The sequence below is a fragment of the Bradyrhizobium sp. AUGA SZCCT0158 genome, assembly GCF_018130065.1.
GTDB lineage: Bacteria > Pseudomonadota > Alphaproteobacteria > Rhizobiales > Xanthobacteraceae > Bradyrhizobium.
This window is the reverse complement of the sequence record NZ_JAFCME010000013.1, coordinates 182,162-195,420: the sequence shown is the minus strand read 5'-3', so window position 1 is coordinate 195,420 and position 13,259 is coordinate 182,162. Positions and strand designations below refer to the sequence as shown.

Genomic DNA, 13,259 nt, shown 5'->3' with positions numbered 1-13,259 from the left:
ATCCACGCCGTCGTCTCAGCGTAAACAAGCGTCCACCGCAACCCGCCCAACGTCCGTGACGACGGCCGACGCCCTTCTGAGTAGGACGGGATGGCGATAGATGCGCACTGATTTGGGTCGGCCGACAACAGAAATATTTTTGATTTACGGAATTTATCTGCTTGACACGATTTCCGTAAATCGGAAGTGATTTGCCCGTCGGGTTTTTTTGTCGCATACCCATGCATAAACGAAAAAAGGGCCGCTTGAATGAACAAGCGGCCCAAGTCTAGGGAGGAAACGCCCCAAAAGAGGGCAGCGACAGCGCGAGGCGCCGCCGCACAGTGCATGTAGGTACTAAAATGCGCCGATCAAGACGGGGACTCACGCTTCGTGCGGATTGTCCACTCGGTCTCTCAAGAAGAATTATGGTGACGCACAGGCGTCATTGCGAGCGAAGCGAAGCAATCCATACCGCGCCAAGCCGGCCCATGGATTGCTTCCTCCTTCGCTCTTCGAGCTACGGCGGACAAGTCGTCGCTTTCGCTCCTCGCAATGACGGCAAGTGGCGAAGGTCCCCTCACTTCATCACCGCCTGCACCTCGCTGCGAAACGCCTGCCGTGCCGCATCGCGTGAATAGAACATGTGGCCGCCGGGATAGACCACGAGTTTGACACGGTTCGGACTGGCGAAGGCCGGCAACCCGTCGAGGATGATCTTCGAGGCAAAATACGGCGTGGCGAGATCGAACAGGCCGTGCCCGACCAGCAATTTCATCTTCGGGTCGAGCGCGAGAATCTGCCGCAATTGGGAAACCGACTCGGCAGGTCCGCGGCCGAAATCCCAGGAACTGAGGACGCTGCCGTTGAGCAGATGGTACGAGCCGTCCGGCCGCCAGTTCAGCTTGCGCGTGGTGAGATCGACGGCGGCGCTGGTCAACGGCGCCATCAGCGAATCCCCGGACGGATCGCCGAAGTGCGAGGAGTCCGAATCCGGATAGGGATCGAAGCCCGACACCGACGCGTCATAGCGTCCGGTCACCCGGCCGTTGCGGCGGTCGAACTCGCGGCGGAATTCGCCGACCTCGAAGCGTCCGGCAAGCCGGCGGCTCACGGCCTGATCGATGCCGGTCAACGACGCGACCTTGTCGGCGAGCCGGTTGGTGGCCTCGGTGTCCGCCTGCCCCTTGAGCAGGTCGCTGACAAATTCGCTGCGCGCGTAGCGTTCAACATCGGCGAGATCGGCCCATTTCACCGGACTCTTCGCTTCGCGCGCCACCGCGGCCATGGTGGGAAGCCGGTGGACATATTGGAGCTGGCTGGAGCCGGAAAATTCGCGGTAGTCGAGCAAGGGAGAGACGAGGATCAGCCCGCGCACGCCGACGCCCTGCTGGGTCTGCAGGTTGCGGACGATCTTCGGGCCGCGGATGCCGCCATAGCTTTCGCCGGTGACATATTTCGGCGACAGCAGCCGGTCGTATTTTTCGAGCCAGCGCCGGATCACCAGCGCGATCGAACTGACGTCGCCATCCAGGCTGAAGAACCGCTTGCGCGCGTCCTCACCCGTCGCGACGAAGCGGCTATAGCCGGTGCTCACGGGATCGATGAAGACCAAATCAGTAAAGTCGAGCCAGGTCTCGGCATTGGGCACAAGCTCGGGCGAAGCGGAAGCAATCGCGCCATCTCCTGTAATCGACAGCCGCCACGGTCCGGCAGTGCCGAACTGCAGCCACGCCGATGATGCGCCCGGCCCGCCATTGAACAGGAACGTGACTGGCCGCGTGCCGCGATCGGTGCCGTCGAGCTGGTAGGAGGTGTAGGCGATGTCGGCCTGCGGCTCGCCTTTTTCGTCGAACAGCCGGATCGAACCTGCGGTCGCGGTGAAAGCCAGCGTGCGCCCGGGCAGCGCCAGCGTCTGTTTGGTGGTGGAATCCGGCGGTAGCCGGTGCTGATCGGAAACCGGTTGCGGCGTGGCGGCGTCGCCGCGCCGTCCGCCGCCCTTCTGTCCCTGCGGCGGTTGCGGCGGAAGCGTTGGCCCGGGCGTCGGCGTCGCGGCGGGTTGCTGCTGCGCGGCCGTCGGGCTTGCGTCCTGGGCGCGCACGCCGGCCACGCAAGACAGCATGACAAGCGTGATGGCGAGTTGCATATGACGCCGCGCGGTGAAGCGAAAAGCCATGACGTCCAGCTCCCTCTCACTTGCTCCCGGCCACTTGCTCCCTGCGCCGCGCGGTTGCGCCGCGGATTTCAGCCTGGGATGGCGACAGAAGAGCTGTGCTACAACAGGACGAAACCCGCTGGCATCACAATCCCGACAGTATTGCGTGAAAGCAATCCGCATGGGGCTTGATCCGCCGCATCGCCATGGTTGTCCTCGCCAACCGTTAGGTGATATCGGTCGGTTCCGCCCGCGGACCCGGCCAATTATTTTGATTCATCCATGAAACCATTTTGGCGCTGGCGAGACTAAAGAACCTGCGCTTTCCAATGGGGACCAAAATGAAACGTGCGATTGTTGCCTGCCTCGGCCTGCTGACGCTGGCTTCTCCCGCCGCGGCGGATTCACCGGTTGCGGTGGTCGAGGACATCAAGGGCAAGGTGACCGGCGCCGAATTCATGGACTATGTGACGGCCAGGTCCGTCATCAAGATCGCCGACGGCGGCTCCGTCGTGCTCAGCTATTTGAAGTCCTGCCGGCGCGAGACCATCAGCGGCGCCGGCACCGTTGTCGTCGGCAACGAGGAGAGCATGGTCGATCAAGCCGTCCTCAAGGCAGAGAAGACGAACTGCGATTCCAACCAGGCCAACGCCACCACCAAGGACACCAGCGCCGTCGCCGCCACCCTGCTCCGCAGCGCCAAAACCGCTTCGCTGCCCGAGCCGCAGCTGACGATCTACGGCGCCTCACCGTTCGTGCAGGCCAAGGGCCGCGGCACGCTGGTGGTGCGCCGGCTCGACCTCGCCGGCGAGCGTCACCAGATCGCGCTCGGCGGCACCCAGCTCAAGGGCAAGTTCGTCGATTTCGCCGGCGAGAACGTCGCCCTGGTCCCCGGCGGTCTCTACGCCGCCTCGTTCAAATCGTCGGAAATCGTGTTCCGGGTCGACGCGCAGGCAAAGCCCGGCGCGACGCCGATCGTCGGCCGGCTGCTGCGGCTGGAATAGTCGTGCCGGACCTCCGCGCTTGAGAATCAGGCGCAGCACGCGCAACCAGATGGTGATCGCCGCCATCGCGCTGGTCTGCGCGGCGGCCTCGGTTTCTCCGGCGGTCAGGCCGATCCGCGGGCTCTCGCTCGATATCCTCACGGCGCTGCGCTGGGAGGTGTTTGGCCGCAGGCAGGATCCGGCGGCCTCTCCGACGGTCGTCATCGCGATGGACGAGGAAAGCCTGCGCACCGCCCCGTTCAAGGGCTCGCCGATGCTGACCTGGACCGGGGAGATCGGCCGCGTGCTGACCGCGACCCTGGAAGGCGGCGCCAAGGTCGCCGGCTTCGACGTGGTGATCCCGACATCGATCGAGCAGTCGGAGATCCCGTTCGGCGAGAACATGCTGGGCACGAGGGTGCGCGGCTTCGACCGCGATTTCCTGCGCGCGCTGGCCGGCGCGACAGTCAATGGCAAGGTGGTGCTGGGGGAAACGCTCGGCGGCAACCAGCCGGTCAGGCCCTCGGCCGGACAGCGCATCGCGGTGCGGCAGCAGCAGAACATCCGCCCCCTCAACGTTCATACCGACCATGACGACGTGGTGCGGCGCATGCCGCTGACGTTCCCCATCAACGGCGCGAAGGTGCCTTCGATGGCGGTCGAGCTGGCGGCGCGCGCGATGGGCGCGGCTCCCGAATTCGACAAGAATGGCCGGATGACACTCGGTGGTTACCGGATCCCGGGCCGGGTGCCGAATACGCTGACGCTGAATTTCGAGGGCGGCGCGGCCGACATTCCGACGTTCTCGTTCGCCGACCTGCGCAACTGCGCGGTCAAGGACGACAAGGACTATTTTCGGCGCTGGTTCGACGGCAAGGTCGTCATCTTCGGCACCGTTCTCGATATCGAGGACCGGCGCATGACGTCGAAGCGCTTTGCAACCGGCATCGAGGGCGCGCGCACGCCGCGCTGCGCGGAGGGGAGCACGCCGGTCTCCGCCGCCTTCAGGACCAGCACGATCGCCGGCGTCTATATCCACGCCACCGCGGTCAACAACCTGATCTCGCGCAATGCAGTGGTTGAACCGGGGCCGCTGTCGCGCTTCCTGATCGCGGCTGTATTCGCGGCGCTGGCCGCCATTGCCGCGTGGCAGCTCAGACCGCTCGTCGCGGCGACGGCCTGGGCGGTCATGGTCGTGGCCGGCATCACCGGCGCCACCCTCGCCTTCAACCACGCGCTGGCGCTCCCGGTCGCCGAGCCGTTGCTCGCCAGCCTGTTGGCGCTGGCCTCGACGATCGGTTTCCGCTTTGTCGTCGCCGACAAGGATCGCCGCCTGCTGCAAAAGAGCTTTGCGCTGTACCTTGCCCCGCACGTCATCAACCGGATGCTGTCGTCGAACAAACTGCCGGAGCTCGGCGGCGAGACCCGCGAGGTGACGGTGTTCTTTTCCGACATCGAAGGGTTTTCGCTGATCGCCGAGAAGATGTCGCCGGACAGCCTGATGGAGCTGATGAACGAATATCTCTCGGCGATGACCGACGTCATCGAAAGTCATGGCGGCTATGTCGACAAATATATCGGCGATTCCGTCGTGGCCGTGTTTGGCGCGCCGGCCGACGATCCCGACCATGCCGCCAATGCGGCGCGCGCCGCGCTGGACTGCTGCACAAGGTTGGCCGAGCTCAACGCTTCCTCGGCGCTCTTTCACGAACACAGACTGGCGCAGCGGATCGGCATCAATTCCGGCGAGGCGCTGGTCGGCAATTTCGGATCGCGGCGCCGCTTCAATTACTCGGTCATGAGCGATGCGGTGAACCTCGCCTCGCGGCTGGAGGGGGCTAACAAATTCTACGGCACGACCGTCATCGCTTCGGAGACGACGGTTGCCCTTGCCGGCGACGCTTTCGCCTGGCGCGAACTCGACGCTATCAGAGTCAAGGGACGCAACCAGGCGCTGAAAATCTACGAACTGCTGGCGCTCTCGACCGGGCTTGGCGCATCCCGGCAGGCGCTGATCGCCCATTACGCCGACGGACTTGCGCATTGGCGGGCCCGGGAATTCGGGCTTGCCGCAACATGCTTCGAGCGTTCGGCTGAGATCGACCGGCCGGCAGCGCTGTTCAGGCAGCGCGCCCGGGAGTTGGCTGAAAATCCGCCTGACAAGGATTGGGACCCGATCCGAACCCTGCAGGAGAAATAACCGCTCCGGCCCTTCGGTTCAGGTTACCATCCCGGGCGTGGCGCCCTTCCATCTCGACAAGCGCCGCCAAGGTGTATAGACGAGCGCGGCGCAATCCGGCGCCACCATGAGCCCGTAATCCGATGGCCAGCCCCAAGCGATATGACCGCATCGCCTTCGTTGCGAGCGCTTCCGCCGAGGCGCAGGCGGCACTGGCGGAGTTGGTCAGCCTTTACGGCAATCACGACCCGGATACGGCCAATATCCTGGTGGCGATCGGCGGCGACGGATTGATGCTGGAAACGCTGCACCGGTACATGCGGACCGGCAAGCCGATCTACGGCATGCATCGTGGCACCGTCGGTTTTCTGATGAATGAATTCTCCACGCACGATCTGCATGCGCGGCTGGCCGCGGCGCGCGAGTCGCTGATCAACCCGCTGTTGATGCGCGCGACCGATATTCACGATCAGGTGCATCTGCATCACGCCATCAATGAAGTGTACCTGTTTCGCCAGACCTATCAGGCCGCGCATGTGCGCATCCTGATCGACGAGCACGAACGCATGGCCGAACTGATCGCCGACGGCATTCTGGTGGCGACGCCGGCCGGCTCCACCGCCTATAACCTCTCGGCGCAGGGACCGATCCTCCCCATCAATGCGGCGCTGCTGGCGCTGACCCCAATCAGCGCGTTCCGGCCGCGGCGCTGGCGCGGCGCCCTGCTCCCCAATACCGCCTTCGTGGTCATCGAAGTGCTCGAGGGCGGCAAGCGTCCGGTCGCAGCCGTGGCCGACCATGACGAAGTGCGCGACGTCCGCCGCGTCGAGGTGCTGTCCGACAAGTCGATCTCGATGCGCATGCTGTTCGACCCCGGCCACAGCCTGGAAGAGCGCATCCTGCGCGAGCAGTTCGGGCATTAGCTGTCGTCCCGGCCTTGAGCACAGATGCGCAATTGCGTATCGGGGGACCCATACCGCGTTGTGCTATCGGTTGAAGCGAGGTGGCTCACGCCTTCCGCAACAACAACGTTCGGTGGCTATGGGTCCCGGCTCAAGGCCGGGACGACGTGCTGATAGAGCGGTGACTAAGCTGCCGCCAGATCCCCCGCCGCCCCCTTTCGCAACCATTCGTTAACCGGCCCCGCGATATGGTTAACGCCGGGTGTACCGTGTTGCCCGGTATGCGCTTTAGGGCCGGACCATGTATCGCATCGACTTCAACAAGCTGCGGTTTCTGATTTGCGACGACAACCCGCATATGCGCCGCATCCTGCGGACGCTGCTGCACTCGTTCGGCGCGCGCGAGGCTTATGAATCCGAGGACGGCGCCACCGCGCTCGAAATGTACACCCATTACGTCCCCGATATCGTCATCACCGACTGGGCGATGCCGATCTTCGACGGGCTCGAGCTGGCACAGATGATCCGGCAGCCGGACTCCAAGGGCAACCCCTACGCGCCGATCATCATGCTGACCGGCCATTCCGACAAGCGCCGCGTGACGGTCGCGCGCGACGCCGGCGTCACCGAATTCCTGGCCAAGCCGATCTCGGCGAAGGGGCTTTATCAGCGCATCCTCAACGTCGTCGCCAACCCGCGGCCGTTCATCAAGACCAAGACCTATTTCGGACCCGACCGCCGGCGCAACACCAACAATGCCTATATCGGCCCCGAACGCCGCATCGGCGGCGAGATGGAAGTGATGCAGCAGCCGTCGCTGCTCGACAAGGCGCGATCCAGCGTCTAGCGCGCGAAACCGCTAAGGAACCCATCATGGCGAAGGAAAAACCCGGGAAGCTGGAGGTCACGAGCTTCGCCGATCACCACGTGATCACGCAGCCAAATCCCTTGCGCAAGGTGCTGCTGCGCGTTCCCGAATCCGACCTCGACGATCCGGTCGGACGTGCCGAGAAAGCGCTGGCCGGGCTGTCGGGTGAATTCAAGAACTGGATGACGATCGAGGCCGACCGGCTTTCCGCCGCGCACGCCGCCATCCTGCGAAGCGGCTTCACCGACGACGCCCGCGAAGAACTGTTTCGCGCCGCCCACGACATCAAGGGGGATGCTGCGACATTCGGCTTTCCTTCCGCGGGCGCCGCTGCCGAGAGCCTGTGCCGCATCATCGAACACGCACCCGATCTCGACCAGGTGCCGTCGGATCTCATTCGGCATCACATCAACGCCATTCAGGCCATCGTCCGCGAGCGCACCAAGCTCGACACCGCGGCCACCGCCGGCGTGCTCAGCCGTTCGCTGCGCGGCATCGCCGACGAATTCTTGACCCACGCCAACCGCGACCGCCCCGAACATCTCGAAGCGATTTTGGCGCCTAGCATTATTCCGGTGGAGTGAGGCTTCCCGTCATTGCGAGCGAAGCGAAGCAATCCATCGGGCCGCATACGCGGAAAGATGGATTGCTTCGTCGCTTACGCTCCTCGCAATGACGGTGAGGCGCAGCCTACGCCGCAATCAGATCGTGCGTGATCGCGTCCTCGGCAACGAGCTCGTCGCAGAACATGCGGGCTTCCTCGCGCGCCGATTCCGTCGCAAAACGGCGCAGCAGGATCAAGAGCGGTTCGGCGGCCTTGCGGTCGGTCTCGCAATGGGTCAGCACGCGCTCGACCATGCGGCGGCGCAGGCGCGCCGCACCGTCCAACGTGTCGACAAAGCCGGTCTCGTGGCAGACCTCGAGTGCGATCCGGAAGGCGGCGAAGGTGGATTCCGGCAGGCCCGCGCGGATCAGCAGCGCCTGCAGGCTGGCGCCGCCGCGATCGTGCAGCAGCGCGGTGACGCGGGCATGCGGCAGGCCGGACAGTTCGGCCAATGATGCGTCGAACAGTTCGAGATTACCTGACAATAGCGCGCGCAGGATCAGGCCCGCGGTGAGCTGGCCGGTGGCGCGCAGATGCTGCACCAGGCCCTGCATGTCCTCGCCGCGCGAACGCGCCGCGATGTTAACGGTCGAACGTTCGCGCGCTTCAGAGGCGAGCCGCCCTGCCCGGTCCGGGCTCAGCCAGTTCTTGGCGACGACGAATTGCGCCAGCGTGTCGGAAAGCTTGGCGACCAGCGCCATGCGCGTGGCGGAGGGCAGTCCCTCCAGCACCAGCATCGATTCACGTATCGCGGCGAGATGGCCGTGACGCTCGACGATGCGGTCCCAGGAAAAAGGCGCCAGCTCCGCATAGGCGTTCTCGATCAGCTCGAGGGCGGCGGCCGGCGAGCCGACTTCGGCGATCGCGGCGGATACCGATGGCGGCAGATTGACCCGGCGGGCGATCGCGCATTGCGTGTCGCTGTTGCCGGTCGCGACGATGTCGACGAGGTCGGCGTCGATCAGCAGCGGGGAATGTTCGAGCACCGGCAGCGCGATTGAAGCCTGGTCGAGCGCGAGCGCCTGCACGATCGCGGCGGGCGCTTCGGCGCTGCGCGAAAACACCTGCGACATCGCCTGGCGGACCAGCGGGGATGGATCGTCGAGCAGCATCAGCAGCGCGCCTTCAGCGGCGGCGCGGTCGTCCTCGGTGAGATCGGAAATCAACCAGGCCCGCGCCAAAGACCGCGTCGCCTCTGCCCGCTCGCCTGCCGGAGCGGTACGTATCCAACTGATGAACTGCCGAACGATCATGGTCTAGCCGGCCTACGCAACCCGAAACGACACCGTGACGCGGTGCCACTGTCATAGAAAATAAACCATGACGCTTAACAAAGGGTTCACCATAAACGTTTGGGATTATTGACGTTTCGTTAAGGGAACTCGCGCGCGCGGCCGGACTGTAGATGATCGGCCTCGCCGCGCACCGCTGGCGCTACCGCCGAAACCGCCCGGATTTGACGCGTTCTCTTGACGCGAACCATCTCGACACCAGGCGCCAATCCTTGCCTAACTACTCCTTCGTAGGCGCAAATCGACCTCGACAGGTCGGCGTTCGATCGCGCGATCCAGACTTTTGGTAACGAGCTCACCGGCGCCGATGTCGCGCTGTTCTATTACGCCGGCCACGGCGTGCAGGTCCGCAACGTCAATTATCTGGTGCCGATTTCGGCCAATGCGCCGCAAGGACAAGGAGAGATACGTCAAGAACTGGCCGAACCGATCGTACCGGCTGCAGATGGATACGATACGAACCTCGTGCGATCAGGCGAGATCAAGCTGCCAGATCAGCGGCGCGCTGGAATTCAGCCATTCCAATCCATCGAACGGCAAGAAGTCCTCAGGCACCGCATCGTTCGAATACGGCATCAGGTTTGGCCCCGACGGCGGCAAGATATTTTATGAGCAGGGCAAGACGCTGTCGGCGCAGAGGTAGCTCAGCGGTCTGTGTGCTGAGCAGCCTTAGCTGCTGAACGTGCCGTTGCGATCGCTGAACAGATCAAGCCGGCCCGGTGCGCGGACTTCGGGCTTCTGTCCCGATACCGATGGTGTCGCCGAGGCGACTGAGGTCGCTGACGCGACCGAGGTGAGCGCGGATCCCCTGCCCCACAATTCCTGCACCGCCGGCGAAATCGGTTCGCTGCGTGCGCCGGCCTGGAACAGCGAGCGGAAGATCGGCTCGGGCTGCGCGGAGGCGGTCTGCGAGGTCGCGGCGACCGGCGCCACGCTGCGGGTATCCGGGAAGCTCGACAGGTAGGCCGCGTTATCGATCACAGGCGCAGCCGGCATCGCTTGCGAGGCGCTCGCGACGGTGATGCGACGCGGCAGGTCACCGCCGACCGCCGCCATCGCGGTGCGGGTGGCCGGCGAACTGGCGGCGCTGGCGTAGCGCGAGTTCAGCACCGAATAGACCTCGGAGACGCTGCGGCCGCGGCCCGAACGATCGTAGAAGATCGAGCGGTTGGCCTCGGCGGCGGCCGGAAACATCTGCACCGCGGAAGCCTGCGGATTGTCCTCGGCGCTCGAGATCAGTTTTCCCGCGCCGCCGACGCCCATGAAATGCGCCATATAGAGTTCGGCGTCGCTCGGGCGGCGGCCGATCTTGCCGGTGAGCTTGAAGCTGTTCGACTGGGTCAGCACCCCCGCCATCGACGAAGCGGCTTGCGGATCGTCGCGCAGCTTCATGATCGCGGCACGCGCGGTCGGGTCGCTGACCGAATAGCTGCCGGACGGATTGCTGGTAATGGCGTCGGCATATTTGCCGTAGCCGAAATGGCTGCCGGCTTCCTTGACGGTGCCGAGCCAGGTCTGGTCGATGAACTGAAACAGCCCCCGCGCCGACGAGGTGGTCGCCGCCGCCTTCGGGTTGAAGTTGGATTCCATCTTGGCGGTGGTGAGCAGGTATTCGAAGCTCGCACCGGTGGTCGAGGCGGCCTGCTTGATCGAGCCCGCGATCTTCGTGCGCGTGGGATCGACACCTGCCGTGGCGTTCAATGTGTCGACCGACATGTTTCCTGGTGCCCCGCTCCCCGCGAAACGACCGCGCGGCCTAAAGCGAAAATCGCAATCAGCGCCCAATACGGCGCCACACTGGGACAGTTATGGTTAATGGGAGGTTAAGGCGACCTATCCGCTAAATGACACCGCCTTGTCGAAGCGCCGCAATTGCAGCCGGGTCATAGCCGAGCTCGGCCAGGACCAGATCGGTGTGCTCGCCCAGCATCGGCGGGCGCGCCGCGATTTCACCCGGCGTTTCCGACAGCCGGACGGCAGCCCGTACGACCGGCGCGGGTCTCGGCAGGCCCGGATAATCGACATCCTGCATGAAGCCGGCAGCGCGAATATGCGGATGATCGAGCGCCTGTTGCGGGCTGAGCACCGGTCCGGCCGGAATCATCGCTTCCCCCAGCGTGTCGACCGCTTCCTGCGTGGTGCGCTCGGCGCACCAGCGCGCCATCCGTTCGCTGATGACAGCGCCGTTGTCGCCGCGCTTGATGTCGTCCGCAAAGCGCGGATCGCTCAGCCATTGGTCCTCTTCGCCCATCAACCTTGCCCAACGAATGAACAGTGGATGACCCGTGACCTGGCACAGCACCCAGCCGTCCCGGGTGCGGTAAATGTCGGCCGGCGCAGCGGTCTGGCCGAGATTGCCGGTCGGAACGCGATTGGCCTTGATCACGGCCTGCTCGATCAACGTTGCGTTGGTGAACGACAACGCGGTTGCAAGCAACGCGCCCTCGACGATCTGCCCGCGCCCGGATTTGCCGCGCTCGATCAGAGCGGCAAGCGTCCCGAACGCACAGTGCAGCGCGGTTCCGAAATCAACCCAATTCACCGCGGCCCGGTAAGGCGGGTCGCCGGCGCCGGTCATGTATACCGAACCCGACATGACCTGCCCGACACCGTCGAAGCCGACGCGGTCGGACCAAGGCCCCGGCCCGCCGAATGCAGTTGCCGTCGTGAGGATGATGTCGGACTTGATCGCTTTCAATGAATCGTAATCGAGCTTCATCGCGCGCAGCGTCTGCGGCGGCAGGTTGGCGACGACCACGTCCGCAGTTGCAACCAGCCGACGCATCACCTCCTGCCCCTCCGGCTTCATCGGATTGAGCGTGATGCACTTCTTGTTCCGGTTGATCTGCAGGAACAGTGCGCCTTCGCCACCTTCGCCGACCGGTGCCACAAAGCGATCTTCGCTGCCGTCACGCTTCTCCACGCGAATGACCTCGGCGCCAAACTCGGCCAGCAGTGTCGCGCAATACGGTCCCGCGATATAGCGACCGAAATCCAGGACGCGCACGCCCTCCAGAACTCCCCTCATCGAACTTTTCCCTTATGTTTGCGCCAGATTACAGGGAATGATTTCCGCGACAAGGCGGCCAGCCGGTACGTCAACTTTTGATTCTAAGCAGACACAATCCACGGTGCGGAATATCAGTGCGACATCCACGACCTTCGCTTGATTTACATCGCCGCTATACTCGGCCGCCAGGCCAAAGCGGGGAGTTCTGTGCTACTTCTCAACCCCGCTTGGTCTTCGCAGTCGAACGATAGAAAAGAAAACAACAGGGCAGGAAAATGAAAAAGCTGACGCGGCGAACGTTGGTGACAGGTTCGGCGGCGATGTTGTGCGCCCCGTCCGTAAAGACCGAGGCGCAAACCGCGTGGCCCGCACGCCAGATTCGTATTCTCGTGCCGTATCCGGCGGGCGGCCAGACGGATGGCATCGCGCGGGCCTTCGGTGACTATCTGGCGCGGCAGGTGGGAAAGACGGTCATCATCGAAAACAAGGCCGGCGCAGGCGGCGTCATTGGCGTGTCGGAAGCGAAACGCGCAGAACCGGACGGCACCACCATCCTGTGCACGATCTCCTCGTCACTCATCCAGAACCGGCTTACGGTGAAGGACCTTCCCTACGATCCCGAGAGAGACTTCATTTATCTGACGATGGTCAGCGGCGCCGGGGGTCCGGTGGTGGCGGCGAAGAAGACGGGAGCAAAAAATCTTCGAGAGTTCATTGAATATGGAAAAAAAGTCGGCAGCCTGAACTGGGGATCGTACGGCGTGGGTTCGACGCCGCACGTCCTCATAGCGACAATGGCGAAGCAATACGGCATTCAATTTCAGGTCGTCCAATACCGCGGCGAGGCGCCGATGTGGAATGACATCGCGGGACAGACGCTGGATGGCGCCGCAGGAAGCTATGCCGCGGCAGCCCCCGTCATACAGGCGGGAACCGGAAACCTGATCGGCGTGGTAGGCAGCCGCCTGCCACCCTATCCGGACACGCCTACAATGACTGAACAGGGCGCCGTCGGCGACTTCTACGACCTTCGCGCATTCACCACTTTTGCCGTACCAACCGGCACACCGCAGGATATCGTCCAGCGGATCTCGGAGCTATTGATCCAGGCCGGATCCGACTCCAAGGTCCAGCAGATGCTGAACAACTTTCTGCTGAGTTCCCCAGCCAATCTCGAAACGACGGCTCGCATTTTCAAGCGCGACAGTGATGTGATGCTCGGTATCCTGCGCGACCTTGGCGTCAAGCCATCGGAGTAAAAACCGAGCGTCCGGCGAGGCCGCCAGC

Annotated in this window: 11 protein-coding genes and 1 pseudogene; 8 read left to right on the top strand and 4 right to left on the bottom strand. The window is 63.9% G+C overall.

Annotation, left to right across the window (positions count from 1 at the left end; all coding sequences use genetic code 11):
- Positions 1-559 precede the first annotated feature (559 nt).
- The gene (locus JQ574_RS20335; RefSeq protein WP_212204938.1) at positions 560-2,155 is read right to left on the bottom strand and encodes a S10 family serine carboxypeptidase-like protein; all 1,596 of its coding nucleotides are present in this window, start codon (positions 2,153-2,155) and stop codon (positions 560-562) included.
- A 320-nt stretch (positions 2,156-2,475) separates the two neighbouring features.
- On the opposite strand from JQ574_RS20335, the gene JQ574_RS20330 reads away from it, so the two are divergent.
- From JQ574_RS20330 to JQ574_RS20310, 5 genes are all read left to right on the top strand, one after another.
- Entirely contained in the window at positions 2,476-3,138 is a 663-nt protein-coding gene (locus JQ574_RS20330; protein ID WP_212204936.1) for a hypothetical protein, read from the top strand.
- Between the two features lie 25 nt (positions 3,139-3,163).
- Complete coding sequence (locus JQ574_RS20325) at positions 3,164-5,317, top strand: adenylate/guanylate cyclase domain-containing protein (protein ID WP_409363369.1); 2,154 nt, start codon at positions 3,164-3,166, stop codon at positions 5,315-5,317.
- A gap of 122 nt (positions 5,318-5,439) precedes the next feature.
- Positions 5,440-6,219, top strand: a complete 780-nt coding sequence (locus JQ574_RS20320; protein ID WP_212204934.1) for an NAD kinase — start codon at positions 5,440-5,442, stop codon at positions 6,217-6,219.
- A gap of 280 nt (positions 6,220-6,499) precedes the next feature.
- Positions 6,500-7,045 (top strand): response regulator, encoded by a 546-nt coding sequence (locus tag JQ574_RS20315; protein WP_212036134.1) that lies wholly within the window; start codon positions 6,500-6,502, stop codon positions 7,043-7,045.
- Between the two features lie 26 nt (positions 7,046-7,071).
- Positions 7,072-7,650, top strand: coding sequence for an Hpt domain-containing protein (locus JQ574_RS20310; RefSeq protein ID WP_212204932.1), 579 nt, complete (start codon positions 7,072-7,074; stop codon positions 7,648-7,650).
- Between the two features lie 106 nt (positions 7,651-7,756).
- Here the strand turns inward: JQ574_RS20310 and JQ574_RS20305 are convergent, their stop codons facing one another.
- Positions 7,757-8,923, bottom strand: a complete 1,167-nt coding sequence (locus tag JQ574_RS20305; protein ID WP_212204930.1) for a DUF2336 domain-containing protein — start codon at positions 8,921-8,923, stop codon at positions 7,757-7,759.
- A 273-nt stretch (positions 8,924-9,196) separates the two neighbouring features.
- On the opposite strand from JQ574_RS20305, the pseudogene JQ574_RS35540 reads away from it, so the two are divergent.
- A pseudogene (locus JQ574_RS35540) lies at positions 9,197-9,346 on the top strand (caspase family protein); the annotation flags it as partial.
- On the top strand, positions 9,345-9,605 hold the full coding sequence (locus tag JQ574_RS35180; RefSeq protein WP_249119472.1) for a hypothetical protein: 261 nt from the start codon (positions 9,345-9,347) through the stop codon (positions 9,603-9,605). The pseudogene JQ574_RS35540 and the gene JQ574_RS35180, both read left to right, overlap by 2 nt.
- Before the next feature lie 26 nt (positions 9,606-9,631).
- On the opposite strand, the gene JQ574_RS20295 is transcribed toward JQ574_RS35180, so the two are convergent.
- Together JQ574_RS20295 and JQ574_RS20290 are read right to left on the bottom strand one after the other, a co-directional pair.
- Positions 9,632-10,678 carry a transglycosylase SLT domain-containing protein gene (locus JQ574_RS20295; RefSeq protein WP_212204927.1) on the bottom strand — a complete coding sequence of 349 codons (1,047 nt, stop codon included), beginning with the start codon at positions 10,676-10,678 and terminating at the stop codon, positions 9,632-9,634.
- A gap of 124 nt (positions 10,679-10,802) precedes the next feature.
- Entirely contained in the window at positions 10,803-11,990 is a 1,188-nt protein-coding gene (locus tag JQ574_RS20290) for a CaiB/BaiF CoA-transferase family protein (protein WP_212204901.1), read from the bottom strand.
- A 257-nt stretch (positions 11,991-12,247) separates the two neighbouring features.
- On the opposite strand from JQ574_RS20290, the gene JQ574_RS20285 reads away from it, so the two are divergent.
- Positions 12,248-13,231, top strand: a complete 984-nt coding sequence (locus JQ574_RS20285) for a tripartite tricarboxylate transporter substrate binding protein (protein ID WP_212383799.1) — start codon at positions 12,248-12,250, stop codon at positions 13,229-13,231.
- The last annotated feature ends 28 nt before the right edge of the window (positions 13,232-13,259 follow it).